Genomic DNA, 18,334 nt, shown 5'->3' with positions numbered 1-18,334 from the left:
TTATATGAGGTTGTTGAGCTTTTATATTTGTAGCTAACAATGTTTATGATAATTTTCGCACCAGAAGAGGCGCAATTACCAGGTAAGTAACAAGAGGAGCCCATCCACTGACTGTTACCTAGGGGGATAATTGCCGAGAATGTTGATATTGGGTTATGTCACATTCGGTCACTAAGGCTGAATCCTTAGGGCTGTCACCGCTAAAATTTTTTAGCATAGGGTGGAGAGCTTCTGGCTGAAAAGTACCGTTCGAATAACTTATTAAATCATCGTTATTCGCTCTACACTCAGTCATGCTCTTCCTGTTAGTTATTTGCCTTTAAAATTTACTGAACGTTACAAAATATCACACAGTAAACAGGCTTTTAGGAAGATTATTTATGTTAAACTGTTATTATCTGCCGTTAAATACGGATGCTAGTATCATCGAAAATTTATCTCACTGTATTACTGCTAAAGTTCTACCAACTGCATGTCTGGAGAACTCACATGTCTGCTAAAGTCATTAATAATATTACCGTAGCAAAATTTGGTGGCACCAGTGTGGCTGATTATCAAGCCATGTTGCGCTGTGCCGATATCATTAAAAATAATACAGTTAACCGTGTAGTGGTGGTTTCAGCAAGTGCTGGGGTAACTAACCATTTAGTGCGCTTAAGCCAAGCAGACGTTCCTAGTGAAGAGCGTGAACAAATTATTGGTAATATCGCTGACATTCAATATGCGATAACACAACATTTTAATAAACCTGACGCTATAAACAGTGAAATATCAGCATTACTGATATCTTTGCGTACTTTTGCTGATCAACAAGCTTCAAATCACACCATGAAAAACAGTGATAATATCTTAAGCTTTGGTGAACAATTCAGTTCACGTATATTTGCTCAAGTATTACAAACTGTAGGCGTTAATGGTCATTACTTTGATGTTCGTCAAGTCATGAAAACCGATGATTTATACGGTAAAGCCCAAGTGGATTTATCGCAATTAGCCGCTAATGCTAAAACATTACTGTTACCGCTACTAAAAGATCAAGTTATTGTTACACAGGGTTTTATTGGTAGTGATCAGCAAGGTAACACCACAACGCTTGGTCGCGGTGGTTCTGATTATAGTGCAGCATTATTAGCTGAAGCTATTCAAGCGAGTAACTTGAGTATTTGGACTGATGTGGTGGGAATTTTTACAACCGATCCTCGCATAACCGATCAAGCGCGTTCAATAAACGAAATTAGTTTTGGTGAAGCTGCAGAAATGGCAACATTTGGTGCAAAAATTCTTCACCCGGCAACATTAATTCCTGCCATGCGCCAAGACATTCCTGTTTTTGTTGGCTCAAGTAAAGAACCTGACGCTGGTGGTACAAGAATACAGCGTAATGTTGAATCTAGTCCCACTTATCGCTCGATTGCACTGCGCCGTGAACAAACACTAGTAACCGTTAAAAGCCCACAAATGCTACATGCCAGTGGTTTTTTAGCAAAAGTTTTTACTGTATTAGCAAAGCATCAATTAAGTGTTGACCTAATCACTACAAGCGAGATTAGTGTTGCCCTAACGTTTGATAACCCCTATGGCTCTACACAAGCTTTGTTAACCAAAGCTGTAGTTGAAGAGCTTGAGCAACTTTGTGAGGTTAGCGTTGAACATGGCTTAAGTTTAATTGCGGTGATCGGTAATAAAATTCATGGCACTAAAGGTGTTGGTAGTAGCATTTTTGATAAAGTGAATGATTTTAATATTCGCATGATTTGCCATGGTGCAAGTAATCATAACCTTTGTTTCTTAGTACCAGAAGCCGATGCTAATCAAGTGGTAGAGCGTTTACACGATACACTGTTTAATGGTTAAGCTAGGCGTAAATATGCCGGCTAACTATTTTTAATGAGAGCTTTAATAAAAACTTTTAATTAAAATTAGACAAATACTAAACACTAAAAAGGGACATTTAACTGTCCCTTTTTAGTATTTATGTTTAAATTTTCTCTTAAACAATCGATAACTGTTTATTCGTACGGGAGAGGATCGGTAATATTATTATCAGCAAACGCTTCTAAGCGCTCTTGACACGCACCACATTTACCACAGGCTTTCTCACGACCGTTGTAACAAGTCCAAGTATCTTCATAACTTAAGCCCATTTTCAAACCATCGGTTAAAATATCTGATTTATTATTGGTTAAATATGGGCTAAAAATCTCAACTGCTTCGTAATTAGCTATTTTACAAACATCATTCATTTTCATCACAAATTCAGGGCGACAATCAGGATAAATGGCATGGTCGCCAGAATGTGCACCGTAATATACTTGTGAAGCTTTTACCGATACGGCATAACCTACCGCAAGTGAGAGTAAAATCATATTTCGGTTTGGCACTACGGTTGATTTCATGCTTTCAGCTTCGTAGTGACCTTCAGGGATCTCAATATCATCGGTTAAAGACGACCCGGCTAATATTTGGTTTATCGCCGAAATATCTATTACTTTATGAGCAACACCTAATTGCTGGCAAACTTTACTGGCGCAGGCAATTTCTTTCACATGTTTTTGGCCATAATCAAATGTTAAGGCATAAACTTCTTTACCATCTTTTAAAGCTCGGTTTAGTACCGTGAATGAATCCATGCCACCGGAAAAAATTACTACGACTTTATTACTCATATTTTAGTTCTCTTGAGGTATAATATAAAACTTGCGCATTCTACTCGAAATTATCTAAGCATTAAAGAAATGACCACACGTTATAAAATAAATGAATTGTTTGAAACTCTGCAAGGCGAAGGCTCGTTTACCGGCCAACCGTCAATTTTTCTTCGCTTACAAGGCTGTCCCGTTGGCTGTTCGTGGTGCGATACCAAGCACACATGGGAAATTCATCCAGAGTTAGAAATTAGCAGTAATACGCTATTAAGCAAATCAGAAGAAACTGAACAATGGTCGAATTTATCGTTAGATAATATTGCTGAAATATTCATTCAGCAGAACTATAAAGCTAAACATATTGTGATCACCGGTGGCGAACCTTGCATGGTTGATTTAACTGAACTGTGTTTATATTTTGAAGCATTAGGTTATAGCTGCCAGGTAGAAACATCAGGCACGTTTGAAATTAGAGTATCTGAGCAATGCTGGGTAACCGTTTCACCTAAAGTAAACATGCGTGGTGGCTACAAAATTTTAGCCAGTGCCATGCAGCGCGCTAATGAAATTAAGCATCCGGTCGGTACAGAGCAGCACATAGATGATTTAAAAGCATTATTGGCTGAACATAAAGTCGAAAACAAGCAAATTTACTTACAGCCTATTAGCCAAAAACAACGGGCAACTGAGCTTGCGATTGCCACATGTATTGAAAACAACTGGCGATTATCGGTGCAAGTACATAAATATATTGGTATTGAGTAAGATCATCATTAACTGCGTGTAGCGCAGTTCATCTTCATCTTCATTTTACGAAAATAATAGCAGTGTAATAACTGCTTTTTTTTGGTTTTTATTAGGCTCATATGTCTTCACATGTTGACTTTATATGTTGATTTTGAGTTCAAGTCATACTTAATTTAAGTGTGAATATACTACCTTAAATAGACCACTTTGCCATCATTACAGTCAATTATAAGGTCGAATTGGCATGAATGCAGAATTAATTAAGCTGAAAAAATCAACAAAAATTCATATAAAAAACCTACCACTTTAATGATGTTATATCTTCTCTAATAAACAATAAATTTGATCACTAAAGCAAGCTCCGTAAACTAAAATAAGTGGAAATTAGACTTTTTGATGGAGCAAATTGTAAATATAAATATGACCTTAAGTATCAAGGTTAATTTCTGCGTATAACGTTGGGATAAATTTTATACTCGTATGACGTAAAGATAGAAAGTGCAATAAAATATTATTCCCATATCAGAAACAAAATTTATTGCTAAATAAGCGTATTAATTAAAATTATTTCACACCGAATGTTCCGTAACATCTTCTATTTAAAATTTAAACAATAAAGTTAATTGTTAGTAGGAGAGAGAATGAATAATCAACATAGTGAGCGTTTAAAGGCTGTTAGAGCTGAAATGGGTCGATTAAATATAGACGCATTTATTGTTCCTCATGAAGATGAATATTTTTTAGAAGAAGTTCCGGAGCATAATAATCGCCTAAAATGGTTGAATGGTTTTACCGGTACTGTTGGCGTGGCGGTTGTATTGAAAGAGACCGCGATTATATTTGTTGATGGGCGTTATAAGGTACAGGTTTCTGAACAGGTTGACGAACAACAGTATTATTTCCAAAATTTATCAGAATTTGAAAAGCATGATTGGTTAGGTAAAGCATTATCCACAAAATCACGAATTGGCCTTGACCCTAAACTACATACTTTTGCTTGGTATAATGAGTTTGTACAAGCTTGTACTCTGTACCAAGTTACTTGTGTGGACATTGCTAAAAATATAATTGATCAATGTTGGAAAGACAGACCCCATAAAAAGTCTAAGCCAGTTGAAATATTAGCAGATAAATATCATGGTAAACCAAACAAAATTAAAAGAACCCAAACTGGTGATGCTTTAAAGGCTAGTAATGTTGATTGTGCCATTATTACTAGTCTTGACTCTATTAGTTGGCTACTCAATCTAAGAGGGCGTGATGTTCCTTGTTTACCTGTTTTTTTTAGTACAGCTATCATTAATAAAAATGGCGACGTGATTTGCTTTTTGGCGTTAGAAAACATCACAGAAAATATTATATCTAGCTTTGATTGTGGAGTAAGTTTTAAGGCTGAACAAGAGAGAGATAAATATTTTCTATCTCTTACAAATCAGGTAATTCAAGTTGACCCTCAAAAAGTTAATGCGGATACGATGAATGTATTGCGAAATAATAGTAATACTATAGTTGAAAGTTTAGATCCCATAAGTCTGTTCAAAGCTCAAAAAAATGTCATTGAATTATCAGGTTTCAAAGCATGTCATTTACGTGATGCTAGTGCAGTAGTTAACTTTCTTGCATGGCTTGATGATAATATTAATTCAAAAGTTTTTTATGATGAAGCGGTACTTTCAAACAAATTAGAAAGTTATAGAATGAAAGATGCCTTATATCAACAGCCAAGTTTTGAAACGGTTTCAGCTTCTGGAAGTAATGCTGCTATGTGTCATTACAATCATAAAGATAGTATTCCAAAACTAATGACAAACAATAGTATCTATCTTATTGACTCTGGCGCACATTATCTTGATGGATCTACCGATGTAACTCGAACAGTTGCCATAGGTAAGGTAAGTAGCGAGCAAAAAAGAATGGCAACACTTGTGTTAAAAGGTCATATTTCTCTTGCACAAATGAAGTTTCCTTATGGCACAACTGGCCAACATCTTGATGCCTTTGCTCGACAGTATTTATGGCAACATGGCTATGATTATGCCCATGGTACAGGGCATGGAGTAGGTCACTATCTTAATGTACATGAAGGGCCTCAACGTATTGCTAAGTTTAATAGTGAGGTGGCTCTATTACCTGGAATGGTTGTTTCTATTGAGCCTGGTTATTATCGTGAAAGCGAGTTTGGTATACGTCATGAAAATTTATATTTTATTAAAGAAAGCAAAGCACTTGCTGGTGCAGAAATACCTATGTTAGCGTTTGAAGTTTTAACTCATGTACCGTTTGATCAATCGTTGATCGATAATAACTTGCTAAGTCAAAGTGAAATTAATTGGCTCAATAATTACCATCAACAAGTTTATACTTATATTTCACCTCTAGTCCACGATACATCAAGTATCAACTGGCTTAGAAGTGCAACGATGGCCATATGACACAATAATTATGGCTAAAATAAAGTTTTAATTAAAATTAAAGTATAAATTTCAAAGGGTTATTTATCTTAGTGTGAAATGTGCTGTTTTAGATTATGAATACAAAAGATATTGCGCTTTTTATTCATTTTTTAATCAAATATTTTTTTCTCCTTACGTAGTATTAGATGTGTTGAAAATATAAATAAGTACTGATAACAAAAATAATAAGTACTAATAACAAATATAAAAAGTACTTAACACTAAATATAGAGGGTAGCCATATGTCATTAATCAATCAATTTCTTCCTAAGAAGATTTCGTTAGCAGTAATTATCGCTTTATCAGGAAGCGCAACTGTATATGCAGAAGAAGCAAGCACTAAGAGTAATGTTGAAGAAATTGAGAAAATTGTTGTAACCGCACGAGGAAGAAGTGAAACGTTGCAACAAATTCCAGACTCGGTCACGGTCTTTAGTGATGAAGATATCAAAGCCGCTCGTATCACATCGATTAAAGACTTTTCCTCGTTAACACCTAATTTAAATGTTTCAACCAACTTTCGATCTGGTCTCAATTTTGTCACGGTTCGTGGTTTGATCACACCGCAAGTAGGTGAAGCTCCTATTGCTTATGTTGTTGATGGTATTACTGTCCCTAATTTAGAGTTTATCAACCAAGGTTTGCATGATATTGAGCGAATTGAAGTATTACGAGGGCCACAAGGTGCCCTGTATGGTAAAAATGCGATTGGTGGTGCAATAAATATTGTCACAAAACAAGCATCAGATGATGTTGAAGGCAGTATTCAAGCCTCAATTGCAGAAGGTAATGACAAAAAGCTAAATGTTGCAGTGAGCGGACCTATTGTTGAAGATAAGGCTTACTTTAGGTTTTCAGCCAATTACCAAGATTTTGATGGCTTAATCGATAACTCTTATTTAAATGAAAAAGTTGATTATGTTGATGGGGCATTCGGTACTCAAGGTATGCTTGAGTTTTACTTGACTGATTATACAACACTAACCTTGCATGGTAACTATTCTAAGAAAACGCAAGGCAGTAATTATATGGCGTTTGTGGATGTTGACGAACTGGAAGATTTTTCTATCGAGCCTGATGCGAATGCGGTAGGGCTTGATGAATCAGAGCTTTGGTCTGTTTCAGCTAAACTTGATCATGAAACTGATAATGGTGACTTCACTTTTATCGCTTCAGCAAATGATTCTGACATCATGTTTTTCTCCGATGGTGACTTTACACATCAAGACGCGAGTGAAGACAATTTTTACTTCCCAATTACGCAAATAAACCCAATCGAAGAAGACTCTATCAGTGTCGAAACTCGTTTTACTTCTCCAGGTGAAGAAAGCTTTCGTTGGGCAATTGGTGCGTATTATGAATCAAAAGATAGAACCGTATCTTACGATCAAGTATGGGATTTAACGCCAACAGAGCGTGTGACTTATCAGATGGTTAAGGACAATATTTCAGAAGATCCAAGCTTAGTTTTTGTTGGTGAAAAAACAGTACAAGAAAGTAATGCTTACGCGGTTTTTGGCCAAGCAAATTATGACATGAGAGATGATTTAGAGCTAACAGTGGCATTACGTTATGACTCTGAAGACAGAGATGCTTTTGATGAGCGTGACCCAAATGCTTCCAAAGTGAATGATACCTTTAGCCAGTTACAGCCTAAAGCTTCACTTGCTTGGCAAATGACAGAAGATCACCTACTTTATAGCACCTATTCAAAGGGCTTTAGATCAGGTGGTTTCAATGAATACTCGCCAAGTGTTATTCGTAAATATGATGAAGAAATTTCAGACACTGTAGAGTTAGGGCTGAAAACAACATGGTTTGACGGCAAAATGTGGTTGAACATGTCGGTATTTCATATTGAACAACAAGATGCACAATTTACGCGTTTAAACCCTGACACTTTTACCTTAGAAAATTTAAATATTGATGAAGTGGCTATTGATGGTTTTGAACTAGAGATGTCGGCAACAATAACAGATAACTTAAGCATTAATTTTGGTCTTGGTTTAATCGATAATGAGATCACTAAAAATATAGGTAATGATATTCTTTCGGGTAGAGATTTAGCTCAAACAGAAGAGGGTACAATGCCGTATGTATCTGACTTTAATTTGAATGGCTCAATTGATTATTCACAAGAAGCATTTTCTGATTATGTATTTAAAGCTCGTCTTGCCTTTAATACACTTGGACCTCGTTCATTTGATATCTTCAATGAAGATACGGGTGAATCAGACACGCATACATTTTTGAATGCAAATTTCACCTTAGAGAATGAGCAATGGTCAGCTTCAATATTTGCCTCTAACCTAACTGATGAAGCTTCACCAGAAACGGTGTTTTTATTCAACCCACTAATCCGTATGCGCAACCAACCTCGACAAATTGGCGCACAAGTTCGGTATAACTTCTAGTATTAAACCAATCTCATGATGACAAGTAGAGCACTTGTCATCATGAGTTAATTCTTTTTTATTCAAATTTATATGTTTGGTTCAGTAATAAATTTTATCGCTAACTAGATAGAGTTAATTGTGGCTAAGTTTCAATTAACGTTGGTATATAAGGTACAAATTATGACAGTAAGAGTCGCAACAGATGTTGGTGGAACGTTCACGGATCTTGTCTATATTGATGAAGGTAATGTTAAAGCCGTTAAAAGTGATACAACCCCGCCAAATTTCGAACAAGGCGTAGTTAACGCTGCCATTAAAGCGGATATTGATTTATCAGAAGTTGACTTTTTTGCCCATGGTTCTACGGTTGTTATTAATGCAATAACCGAGAGAAAAGGCGTTAAAACAGGCTTGATTACGACAAAAGGTTTTCGCGACGTATTAGAAATTGCTCGTGGTAATACTCCTGATATTTTTAATAACACTTATCAAAAACCTAATCCTTTTGTTGAGCGTCATTTACGATTAGAAGTTGAAGAACGCCTTGATTATAAAGGAAACGTTGTTACACCAATTAATTTGAGTAATTTACAAAACGTGATTGATTACTTTAAATCACAACAAGTTGAGGCCATTGGTGTATGTTTTTTACATGCTTATTTGAATCCTGAACATGAAATTAAAACAGTCGTCGAACTTAAACGATTATGGCCAGAAATTAATGTGATTGCTTCTCATGAAATTTCAAGCGAATGGCGCGAATATGAAAGAACAAGCACCACGGTATTGTCTGCTTATGTATTGCCGCCAGCGCAACAATATTTAGATAAGCTCAAAAGTAAACTGCGTGCTAACGGTTTGAAAAATGATCCGTTTATTATGCAGTCAAATGGTGGGATTTCAACCTTACAATCTGCTCGCGATAATCCTATTACATTAGTTGAATCTGGCCCTGTTGGTGGCATTTTGGGCGCAGCTGCTTATGGAGAAGTGATTGGTGATGGCAATATTATGGCACTTGATATTGGTGGCACTACAGCCAAATGTTCACTTATTCATGATGGTGCAACACGTATTACGACTGAGTATGTTTTAGAAAAAACCGCTAAAAAAGCCGGCTATCCAATTAAAACCCCCGTTATTGATATTGTTGAAATAGGTAACGGCGGTGGAAGTATTGCATGGATTGATGCAGCTAACAGTTTGCATGTTGGACCGCAAAGCGCAGGTTCTCTTCCTGGGCCGGTTGCTTATGGACGCGGCGGTACGGCTCCTACGACAACGGATGCTAATTTAATTACTGGCCGAATCAACAATGAAAATTTTGCTGGTGGAGAAATTCAGCCTGATATTCAGGCTGTTGAAGCCGCTTTTGATACTTTAGCGCAACAGCTAAATGTAAAGGCCATGGATGTTGCTCATGGTGTGCTAAATATTGCTAACTCTAATATGGTTAATGCACTTAAATTAATATCGGTCAATCGCGGTTACGACCCACGTGATTTTTCGTTAATGGCTTTTGGCGGTGGTGGTGCATTGCACGCAACGGCTTTAGGACAAGAGTTAAATGCTCGTAAAGTGATTATCCCTCCATTCGCCGGTGTTTTTTCTGCCTGGGGAATGTTGATGATTGACTTGCGTAGAGATTATATACAAACCCATAGGTTTAATATAAATAACCAAAGTAAATTGACAGTCATTAATGCATTTGAAGGTGTGATTTCAAAAGCTAATTTAGATTATAAAAATGATGGTATGGCGCAAGATAAAGTCAAACATGAACTCTACGTTGATGCGAGATATACCGGACAAGAGCATACCGTTAAAATTCATGTTCCTGATATTGAACTCGATGATGCGGCTTTTATTGCTGAATTATCAGAACGTTTTCATAAAACCCATCAACAAGAATACACTTTTAGATTGAATGACTCAGCAATTGAAGTGGTGAATATTCACCTTGTGGCTTTTGGCATTTTAGAAAAAGCAAAATTAGAAAAATTGCCAGGAGCACATACCAACAACAGTGCTGATGCGGATGTCGCATTAATAGGTAAACGTTTGGTTTATTTTGATAATAAAACTCAGCAAGAATCGGCAATTTATGATCGTGAAAAATTACAACCGGGCATGAAATTTAAAGGGCCAGCGATTATAGAAGAAAGCACCACCACCACCGTGGTATTACCAAATAACCGAGTAGAAGTGGATGACTTTGGTGGGCTTCATATTTACCTGCGCGATTAATCAGTGGTTGTAACCGTTTACTAAGTTGAGTACAAAATTATGAATAAACACGTTGATATATTTACGATAGAAATTATTAAAAATGCTCTTGTTGCGATTGGCGAAGAAATGTTTTTAGCGTTAAAGCGCAGTAGTAAAAGCCCTATTATTTATGAGTCTTTAGATTATGGTATTGGTGTTACCGATGCAGAAGGCCGCCTTATTTCTCAGGGGAATGGTATTCCTGGTTTTATTGGCACCTTAGATGCTGGTGTACAGAATATTATTGCTAAATTTGAAAGTGACAATATTTATCCAGATGATGTTTTTATTCTAAACGACCCCTATGCTGGCGGTGGTACACATTTATCAGATGTCTGTATGATTCGGCCTGTATTTTTTGAAAACGAACTCGTTGCATGGACCGCTAACAAGGCCCATTGGACTGAAATTGGTGGTAAAGATCCGGGCAGTTATAGTGCTGATGCTACTGAAATTTATCAGGAAGGTTTACAGTTTCCTGGCATTAAAGTTTTTGAAAAAGGTGTTCCAAATCAAGCGTTACTTGATTTAATAGAAGTTAACGTGCGATTACCTGAAATGACGTTAGGTGATTTACAGGCCTGTGCCGCGTCATTAAAAGTAGGGGAACAACGTTTTCTTGCCGTGATGGAAAAATATAGCAAACACGTTACTTTAACGGCCATTGATAAATTGCTTGAACACGGCGATTTAATGGTTTTAGAGAAATTTAAAACGCTTCCCAAAGGTGTTTTTGAAGCCCAAGATGTTATAGACGAAGATGGTATGGGTAATGGCCCCTTTACTGTAAAAGTGAAAGTTACCATTACTAACGATTTATTTACCCTTGATTTTACAGGCTCATCAGCGCAGGCTCCTGGCCCAATAAACTGTACTATGGGTGTATTAATATCGGCGGCTCGGGAAGTTTTTATGGGTATTGTTCAACCTGATGCCCCTGCAACCGACGGATGCTTTCGTCGATTAGAAGTTATTTGCCCTGAAGGCACTCTATTAACGGCGAAGCGTCCTGCACCAGTATCTTCGTATTTTGAAGCTATGGTATGTGCCGCCGATGTTACCCGCAAAGCGCTAGCGAAAGTAATGCCGGGTATTGTGACCGCAGGACAGTTTGGCTCGGTTTGTACGATGAATTTATCAGGAACAATGCCTGAAACAGGTGAACCTTACTTGTTAGTTGAGCCTTTAGTTGGTGGTTGGGGGCTTCAGTTGGTAAAGATGGTGAGTCAGGCCAATTTTGTGTCGGTAACGGTGAAACGAGCAACATTCCTATCGAAATTACTGAGGCCCGTTATGGTGTATTGGTTGAACAGTATGCTTTTAATAATGATTCTTCCGGTGCTGGTGAGTTTAGAGGCGGCAATGGTGTCGTACTCGATTATCGTATACTGTCTGATAATGCTGACATTTCTAGCTTTTTTGGCCGCGGCATCACTGCGCCATGGGGTATTGACGAAGGCGCAGATGGCTCATGTAACTATGTAGAAGTTTTTGACTCAGATGGAAAAGCAAAAGCAAAATTTAGTAGAAAGAGTCGTTATGCGCTAAATAAAGGTGATTTATTACGATTAGTCACTGGCAATGGTGGCGGTTGGGGTAACCCGGCTAAAAGGTCTAAAATTGACGTACTAAATGATGTTAAAAATGGTTTTATTACAGAAAAAGATGCCAAGACTATTTATAATGTTACCTAGTGTGATTAAGACTAAATTAAAATTTTTGTCTGCAGGTTTCTGAAAAATGAGAGTAATTAATGTTGTATAACCTATTTGATAAAAGTAACTCAGATTTAAAGTATGGGCTAAGTGGCTTAGCTACAGCGCCTATAGGCTATCTTGTTTTATTATTTTTACCGGTCTATTTGGAAGTCGTTGGTATCAACTTATCTTTAACCGACCAGCAAATTGGTTGGTTAGCGTCTACAGACTCAATCGGTTTAGCACTGGCAACATTTGTTTTTTCAGTTTATATCAAAAAATTAAATTTTAGGACCGTATTATTTGTAGGTGTAGCGATTACAGTAGTCGGCAATTTACTTTCAGCCTTAATACAAGATTTTCTTGTCCTGTGTTTGGTGAGAGCCATCACAGGATTAGGTGAAGGAATGATTGTCGCTGTAGGGATCAGCGCTCTGGGCATGACAAAGAATCCCAATCGATGGTTTGGATTTTATACGGCGGCAATGGTGGTAGTGCAAGCGATTGGCTTAGTGCTAGTACCGATTATATATGATCATTATTTATTATCAGGCGTCTTTGTTGGTATGGCTTTGTTTTATTTACTACCGCTGGCTGTTATTAAACTATTGCCGTGTAAAAGTAATGATTATTATGTCGAAGAAGATACCGCTCGCCCTAAGTCAGAACCACCGAAGAAGTTACTTAACTTAGCTCTAATAAGTTTACTTTTTTGTTATATTGGCGTCTCTGGGGCATGGGCATATATGTCTTTAATGGGCACTAGTGTTGGTTTAACGTTATCTTTTGTATCGCAAGCACTTGCTTTGTCGATGGTTGCCGGTTTGCTCGGTGCTATATTTTTTGCCCTGATTGGTGATATGAGTAAAAAAATAGCACTCATGCTTATTTCTTTAATTCTCATGGCTCTTTCATTATGGGGTTTAGATAGTAATTTAACAGAACTACGCTATTTAATTGCTTTGTGTGTTTTTGCTTTCTTTTGGAGTATTGCATCAGCGCGAATATCTGCGGCGATTTCGGATGTTGATCATTCTGGTAAATATATCAGTGCTGCGCAAACAGTGTTGGGTTTTGCTTATATTTTGGGGCCAATAATAGCTTCAACTTTAGTACAAGATAGTGGCTATACAAAAGTCATCATGATGGGTTCGGTATTATTTGGCTTGTGCTTTATTTTCTTATTGCCTTTAGCGCGATTTAAAACTATCAATTTAGCTAAATAAGCGTAATCAACTGAACATAACAAGGTTTAGTTCAGTTGATCATTTATTTTTAATAACGAGCTATAGAGTTGATAAGTACTTCATGTTCTAAATATTCTTTGTTTTCTGCTTTTTTATAAATTAAATCAAGAATTTCTCTACCTTTAATAATTCGTCCAAAAGCAGCGAATCCCAGTCCGTCGTTGTATCGTTTTCCACCATAATTTAGTTCAGGCTGGTCATTTATGCAGAAGAAGAAACTTCCATCAGCCGTACCGGGTTCAAACCTAGCCATAGAAATAGTGCCATCTAAATGTGAAATACCCGTCTCTTTTGTTGTTTCATGCACTATGCCCGCTAATAAATTTTGGTGCCCTGGTGGTAAACCTGCTTGAATAACATTTATTTTTGCGTTTGCATCCTCTGCTTGTTCAGCATTATGATTAGTCACTATTCTAAAAATGCTGCTACCATCGAATAATTGATTATCAACATACGTTAGAAAGTTAGTTACAGTGACTGGAGCTTCTTTCAAAAATAGTTTGATAGTGATATCACCTAAGGGTGTTTTCAGTAAAACAGTTGGATAAGTATTCATCATAATTCCGATAGTAATTGTACTTTTAGATACGCGAACATTCATTATGATGAGTATTGAGCAAATATAATTTAGTATTGAAGGCTTTAAACACAATAATCTGCTTATTTTAAAGTAGTTTGAATAGATATATTCATAAGAGGGAAGCATGGCAAAAAAACACATAAAGTTAGACCGAATGAATCGCCGTATATTGTCAGAGCTTCAAAGTAATGCACGTATTAGTAATAATGACTTATCTGACGTCATAGGTTTGTCGCCAAGTGCATGTTTGCAGCGCGTGAAAGCGCTTGAAGATGCAGGTTTTATTATTGGATACGCTATGGTAACTAATGTTGATAAATTATGTGTTAATGTGAAAGCTTATGCACACTTTTCTTTAAAAAGTAATACTTATCAACATTGTGGAATATTCGAAAAAGGTATTAGAAAATACACTCAAGTAGTCGATTGTATGAAAGTTAATGGCGGTGTTGATTATATTGCCTTTATGATGTGCTCAACAATTGAAGACTTTAATCGTGTTTGTAATGACATGATGCAAGATACTTTAGGCATTGAAAAAATTAACAGCCATTTTGTTCTTGATACTGCAAAATGGTTTGGTGGCTACCCTCTTGAAACTCTAGAATGGAAAGCACAAGAAGAATAATAATGTACTAATTTTAGTTTATTGCTTATCTATGTCTGATCCAAGTTTTTACTTTAGAGGCGAAAGCTGAAATATTATGATAAATCTCCCTTTTGTCGGAGTTCTGAGTAGGGCGTTCGAAGCTAAGTCAGAAAATATAATACATTTATTTTTGACTATTATGTAAAAATTAGTGTTTACAAGCATAAGACCACCTTCATCTTTGAGCTTAAACTAGCCCCAACAATAAGTATTGAATTTATTACTTGCCTAAATAGCCACTTTTTCCAATAAAGTGGTCTTTAGTATTAATTTATTTTTGTGATTTTCTATTTAGAGCAAGCAAATAAAAAAGCAGATATTAATGACTTAATATCTGCTTTTTACTTAATCAGTTAATAAATAATTACTTTTGAGGTGTAATTAAGTATTTCTCACCTGTCGCTTGCTTTGAATAAGCTGCCATCGATTTTAATTGTAATACTTCTGCCAACGACACTTCATGTGTGTAGTGGCTAGCAAATGTGGTGGTAATTTCATCTGCAACACGTTTGCGCATAGCAATTACCGTTTTAGTCCCTAACTTACCTAGTGCATTGAATAATAAGAAGCCATTGACACCCCAAGCAAAACCAAAGTTACGATTAAGTGTTATTGGGCCACGATCTAATGCGCCATAAATGTACACTTGTTTGTACGTGTCAGAGCCATAAACGCTATGTTCTTTCATATCACGACACGCAACAACTTCCATACAATTAAGAATGTCACTGGTTAGCTTGCCACCACCAATAGGATCGAACGCGATAGTGGCACCTGTTTCAATAATTGCCGCCGTTAAGTCAGCAAGAAAAGTATCACTACTTGAGTTAACAACATATTTTGCGCCCATATCACGTAACAATGTTTCTTGTTCTGCTTTTCGTACGATGTTGATTAAATCAACGCCATCGGCAATACAAATACGGTTTAGCATTTGACCAAGATTTGACGCTGCTGCCGCATGAATAATAGCTTTATGGCCTTCAGCACGCATAGTTTCAACCATAGCCAATGCCGTAAGTGGGTTCACAAAAGAAGAAGCGCCTTCTTTCGCCGTAGTACCTTCTTTTAATGGTAAACAGCTTTGCACGTTGGCAGAAATATATTGGCGATAAGTACCACCGCCAATAACGGCAACAGTTTTACCCATTAGTGCTTGTGCCGCAGGTGATGATCCTGCCGCTATAACAGTTCCTGCACCTTCATTACCAACAGGGATCGCTTTACCAACACGTGTTTTAACCGCAGGCATAAATTTAGCTGGAACATCTGCTGTAATCTCTGGATTTTGTTCAGTGCCTGACTGTTTTGCTGTTGTCATATCTGCGGCGCTAAAAAGAACGGCTAAGTCAGACGGATTTAATGGTGCAGCTTCAAGACGAATAACCACTTCATCGGCACCAGGTTGAGGTATTTCGATGTTTTTTAAAGCAAGTGTTAATTTATTGTCTTCACTGATAGTTGAAGTTAGTTGGATATTTGACGTTGTCATATTGTTTGCTCCTGCAAATAATGAAATTTTTGAACCAATAAGGTTATGATATTGGTGATACTTTGTTGGTAATTAAATTCAAATAAATATTTTGTCCTAGGGATTTGTCTTGGATATTTATCTTGGTTATTTGGTATTGCCTACTTTCATCGCTAACTCGATGTTATCCGGCGTTTGCCGCTTTAATTTGAGCGGCCACCTTTTGCATAAACTCAGGTATATTGGCCTGACGATCCGCTTCCACTTTTTGGGCGATGGCAGATTGGCTCATGGCATTGTTCCACTCTTTCATTCCGGGTACTTCAGCCAGTACATCCCAGTTAAGTTGACTAGAGCCAAAAGCGCTAACAATAGTGTTTACATAATAAAGGTAGATGTCAGCCATAGTTAATTCTTCACCTGCCACCCAAGGCGAAAACTTGCTTAAGCGACTTAGAGCTGTAATGCCTCGACTTAATACTTGGCGTACTTCAGTTGCGATCGACTCTGGCACTGCTGTACCTGAAAATGCATAAGGTATCAGTCGTCTACTTGGCAGTTCAAAGTATAGCTCAGCCATTTTCATAATTTGACGCACAACAGCACGCTCTCCAGCATTTTCAGGGTATAGCGGAGTTGCTGGATATGTGTCCTCGATAAAGTCGCAAATAACACTCGACTCTGAAAGCTCAAGGCCTTCATCAGTGGTGATAACAGGTACCTTACCCGCAGGACTAATTGCTAGTAATGCTTCACTGCTAGCGTAAAGCAGGTTTTCTTTAAAAGGCAGATCTTTGTATAGCAATACATGTTTCACAAGGTTGTAGTAGTTACTCGCGGCAAAACCGTGCAAAGTTATCATAAGTAAGTGTCCAATTTTTAACGTGAAAGTGTATTTAACTGTGTTTAGTTGCGTTTAATTTTGTTTAATTTTGTTTAATTTTGTTTAATTCGAGATTAAATCCCGAAAGCACAATCAAACCCTCATTTTTTAACACGTTGCCACTAAGGCAAAGTTGTATTGTTTAAGCTAAACCTATTATTACTTGTTTTAATTTGGTTATATATAAGGGAAAATGCGAATCACTATTGCTTTTAAAGCAACAATCAAGCGAAAGTATTTATAATGGAGAAGCCAGTTGGATCAATTACGTGCAATACGCTATTTCAGTAAAGTTGTCGAAACGGGCAGTTTTACCAAAGCAGCGAATGCTTTAAATGTGCCGCCATCATCGTTGTCGAGGCGCGTTGCTGATTTAGAAAAGAGTCTTGGCGCAACATTATTAAAGCGCTCGACCCGAATCGTTAAACTGACAGAAGTAGGGCAAATTTATTATAACGATGTCCAACAAATATTGAATCAACTAGAACAAAGTAATGAAACAGTGCGAAGTTATCAAACAACACCCATGGGGCGTTTATCTATAAGTTCCATGGTGGGTTTTGGTGAAAAAATATTACTGCCTTTACTAGATGAGTTCAGCGAGTTATACCCGGAAATTATATTAGATATCAGTTTAAGTGATGAATTATCAGCATTAGGACGTGACGATGTCGATATTGCGATTCGCGGTGGATACGCGCCAAATGAACGCGTATTAGCCATAAGACTTATGAACAATGGCTTTATCCCTGTCGCTTCGCCAAGTTATTTAGAACAACACGGCATACCCAGCAACGCAATGGAACTAAAAGAACATAATGGCATTTATTTTAAAACGCCAACAGGACCAACGCCTTGGTTATGTAATATGAACGGTCAATGGCATGATGTTTCGGGGCCAGCGATAGCGATTTCAAATAACGGACCGTGGTTAGCAAAAAAAGCGTGCGACGGCGAGGGCATTTTAATGTCAACGCGATGGGCGTTATCTTCATATCTTGAGTCAGGAAAGTTGCAAGAACTTAAGTTTGAACATGAGTTAGCGATAACTCAAAATTCTGATATGGCGGTTTATTTGTTGTATCAAAAACAGCGCTACTTAGTCCCAAAAGTAAAAGCGGCGGTAGACTTTTTAGTACAAAGAATAAAAGAATAAAACGAAGGGTAATTAGTGAATAATGGGGCTCGAGAGTAAGTTGGATAAATTGTTGTATGCTCATATAACTTATTAATGGGTTTTTGTATAAATAATAGATAAAAAACACGTCCTTAAGCTAAAGCTTTTAACTAAGCGACCG

Annotated in this window: 13 protein-coding genes, 1 pseudogene and 1 riboswitch; of the genes and pseudogenes, 10 read left to right on the top strand and 4 right to left on the bottom strand. The window is 37.2% G+C overall.

Translation table 11 applies throughout. The features are described 5' to 3' along the window. Positions 1–56: 56 nt before the first annotated feature. A riboswitch (Lysine riboswitch) is annotated at positions 57–239 on the top strand. Positions 240–489: 250 nt separating this feature from the next. Continuing rightward, a complete protein-coding gene (gene lysC / locus DBO93_RS10130) occupies positions 490–1,854 on the top strand; it encodes a lysine-sensitive aspartokinase 3 (RefSeq protein ID WP_108456242.1) in 1,365 nt (454 codons plus the stop codon). A gap of 155 nt (positions 1,855–2,009) precedes the next feature. Here lysC and queC read toward each other — a convergent pair whose 3' ends face one another. Beyond that, positions 2,010–2,666 carry a 7-cyano-7-deazaguanine synthase QueC gene (gene queC, locus DBO93_RS10125; protein ID WP_108456241.1) on the bottom strand — a complete coding sequence of 219 codons (657 nt, stop codon included), beginning with the start codon at positions 2,664–2,666 and terminating at the stop codon, positions 2,010–2,012. Positions 2,667–2,735: 69 nt separating this feature from the next. On the opposite strand from queC, the gene queE reads away from it, so the two are divergent. The 7 genes and pseudogenes from queE to DBO93_RS10095 all read left to right on the top strand — a co-directional run bounded on the left by queE (position 2,736) and on the right by DBO93_RS10095 (position 13,432). After that, positions 2,736–3,410 carry a 7-carboxy-7-deazaguanine synthase QueE gene (gene queE / locus DBO93_RS10120; RefSeq protein ID WP_108456240.1) on the top strand — a complete coding sequence of 225 codons (675 nt, stop codon included), beginning with the start codon at positions 2,736–2,738 and terminating at the stop codon, positions 3,408–3,410. A gap of 623 nt (positions 3,411–4,033) precedes the next feature. Continuing rightward, positions 4,034–5,824 carry an aminopeptidase P family protein gene (locus DBO93_RS10115; RefSeq protein ID WP_108456239.1) on the top strand — a complete coding sequence of 597 codons (1,791 nt, stop codon included), beginning with the start codon at positions 4,034–4,036 and terminating at the stop codon, positions 5,822–5,824. A gap of 263 nt (positions 5,825–6,087) precedes the next feature. Continuing rightward, on the top strand, positions 6,088–8,259 hold the full coding sequence (locus DBO93_RS10110) for a TonB-dependent receptor (RefSeq protein ID WP_108456238.1): 2,172 nt from the start codon (positions 6,088–6,090) through the stop codon (positions 8,257–8,259). A 162-nt stretch (positions 8,260–8,421) separates the two neighbouring features. After that, complete coding sequence (locus tag DBO93_RS10105; RefSeq protein ID WP_108456237.1) at positions 8,422–10,488, top strand: hydantoinase/oxoprolinase family protein; 2,067 nt, start codon at positions 8,422–8,424, stop codon at positions 10,486–10,488. Positions 10,489–10,527: 39 nt separating this feature from the next. Further along, positions 10,528–11,652: pseudogene (locus DBO93_RS18970) on the top strand (hydantoinase B/oxoprolinase family protein); the annotation flags it as partial. Positions 11,653–11,705: 53 nt separating this feature from the next. Next, positions 11,706–12,203 (top strand): hydantoinase B/oxoprolinase family protein, encoded by a 498-nt coding sequence (locus DBO93_RS18965; protein ID WP_239058957.1) that lies wholly within the window; start codon positions 11,706–11,708, stop codon positions 12,201–12,203. Positions 12,204–12,262: 59 nt separating this feature from the next. Further along, positions 12,263–13,432 carry an MFS transporter gene (locus tag DBO93_RS10095; protein ID WP_108456236.1) on the top strand — a complete coding sequence of 390 codons (1,170 nt, stop codon included), beginning with the start codon at positions 12,263–12,265 and terminating at the stop codon, positions 13,430–13,432. A 49-nt stretch (positions 13,433–13,481) separates the two neighbouring features. Here the strand turns inward: DBO93_RS10095 and DBO93_RS10090 are convergent, their stop codons facing one another. Beyond that, on the bottom strand, positions 13,482–14,012 hold the full coding sequence (locus DBO93_RS10090) for a peptidylprolyl isomerase (protein WP_239058956.1): 531 nt from the start codon (positions 14,010–14,012) through the stop codon (positions 13,482–13,484). Between the two features lie 145 nt (positions 14,013–14,157). On the opposite strand from DBO93_RS10090, the gene DBO93_RS10085 reads away from it, so the two are divergent. After that, positions 14,158–14,661, top strand: a complete 504-nt coding sequence (locus DBO93_RS10085) for an Lrp/AsnC family transcriptional regulator (RefSeq protein WP_108456234.1) — start codon at positions 14,158–14,160, stop codon at positions 14,659–14,661. 385 nt (positions 14,662–15,046) lie between these two features. Here the strand turns inward: DBO93_RS10085 and DBO93_RS10080 are convergent, their stop codons facing one another. Both DBO93_RS10080 and DBO93_RS10075 read right to left on the bottom strand, forming a co-directional pair. Beyond that, entirely contained in the window at positions 15,047–16,174 is a 1,128-nt protein-coding gene (locus DBO93_RS10080) for a zinc-binding dehydrogenase (RefSeq protein ID WP_108456233.1), read from the bottom strand. 163 nt (positions 16,175–16,337) lie between these two features. Then, positions 16,338–17,015: a glutathione S-transferase family protein gene (locus DBO93_RS10075; RefSeq protein WP_108456232.1), complete on the bottom strand. Its 678-nt coding sequence runs from the start codon at positions 17,013–17,015 to the stop codon at positions 16,338–16,340. Positions 17,016–17,292: 277 nt separating this feature from the next. Here DBO93_RS10075 and DBO93_RS10070 point away from each other — a divergent pair, with 277 nt between their 5' ends. Beyond that, the gene (locus DBO93_RS10070; protein WP_108456231.1) at positions 17,293–18,192 is read left to right on the top strand and encodes a LysR family transcriptional regulator; all 900 of its coding nucleotides are present in this window, start codon (positions 17,293–17,295) and stop codon (positions 18,190–18,192) included. The last annotated feature ends 142 nt before the right edge of the window (positions 18,193–18,334 follow it).

This window comes from Colwellia sp. Arc7-D, assembly GCF_003061515.1.
In the GTDB taxonomy this organism is placed as follows: Bacteria; Pseudomonadota; Gammaproteobacteria; order Enterobacterales; family Alteromonadaceae; genus Cognaticolwellia.
Note: the sequence above shows the minus strand (reverse complement) of the source record. Positions and strands in the feature narration are given on the sequence as shown.

Coding starts and splice junctions, on each gene's coding strand:
- lysC (WP_108456242.1), top strand. CDS start 490: ATGTCTGCTAAAGTCATTAATAATATTACCGTAGCAAAATTTGGTGGC.
- queC (WP_108456241.1), bottom strand. CDS start 2,666: ATGAGTAATAAAGTCGTAGTAATTTTTTCCGGTGGCATGGATTCATTC.
- queE (WP_108456240.1), top strand. CDS start 2,736: ATGACCACACGTTATAAAATAAATGAATTGTTTGAAACTCTGCAAGGC.
- DBO93_RS10115 (WP_108456239.1), top strand. CDS start 4,034: ATGAATAATCAACATAGTGAGCGTTTAAAGGCTGTTAGAGCTGAAATG.
- DBO93_RS10110 (WP_108456238.1), top strand. CDS start 6,088: ATGTCATTAATCAATCAATTTCTTCCTAAGAAGATTTCGTTAGCAGTA.
- DBO93_RS10105 (WP_108456237.1), top strand. CDS start 8,422: ATGACAGTAAGAGTCGCAACAGATGTTGGTGGAACGTTCACGGATCTT.
- DBO93_RS10095 (WP_108456236.1), top strand. CDS start 12,263: ATGTTGTATAACCTATTTGATAAAAGTAACTCAGATTTAAAGTATGGG.
- DBO93_RS10090 (WP_239058956.1), bottom strand. CDS start 14,012: ATGATGAATACTTATCCAACTGTTTTACTGAAAACACCCTTAGGTGAT.
- DBO93_RS10085 (WP_108456234.1), top strand. CDS start 14,158: ATGGCAAAAAAACACATAAAGTTAGACCGAATGAATCGCCGTATATTG.
- DBO93_RS10080 (WP_108456233.1), bottom strand. CDS start 16,174: ATGACAACGTCAAATATCCAACTAACTTCAACTATCAGTGAAGACAAT.
- DBO93_RS10075 (WP_108456232.1), bottom strand. CDS start 17,015: ATGATAACTTTGCACGGTTTTGCCGCGAGTAACTACTACAACCTTGTG.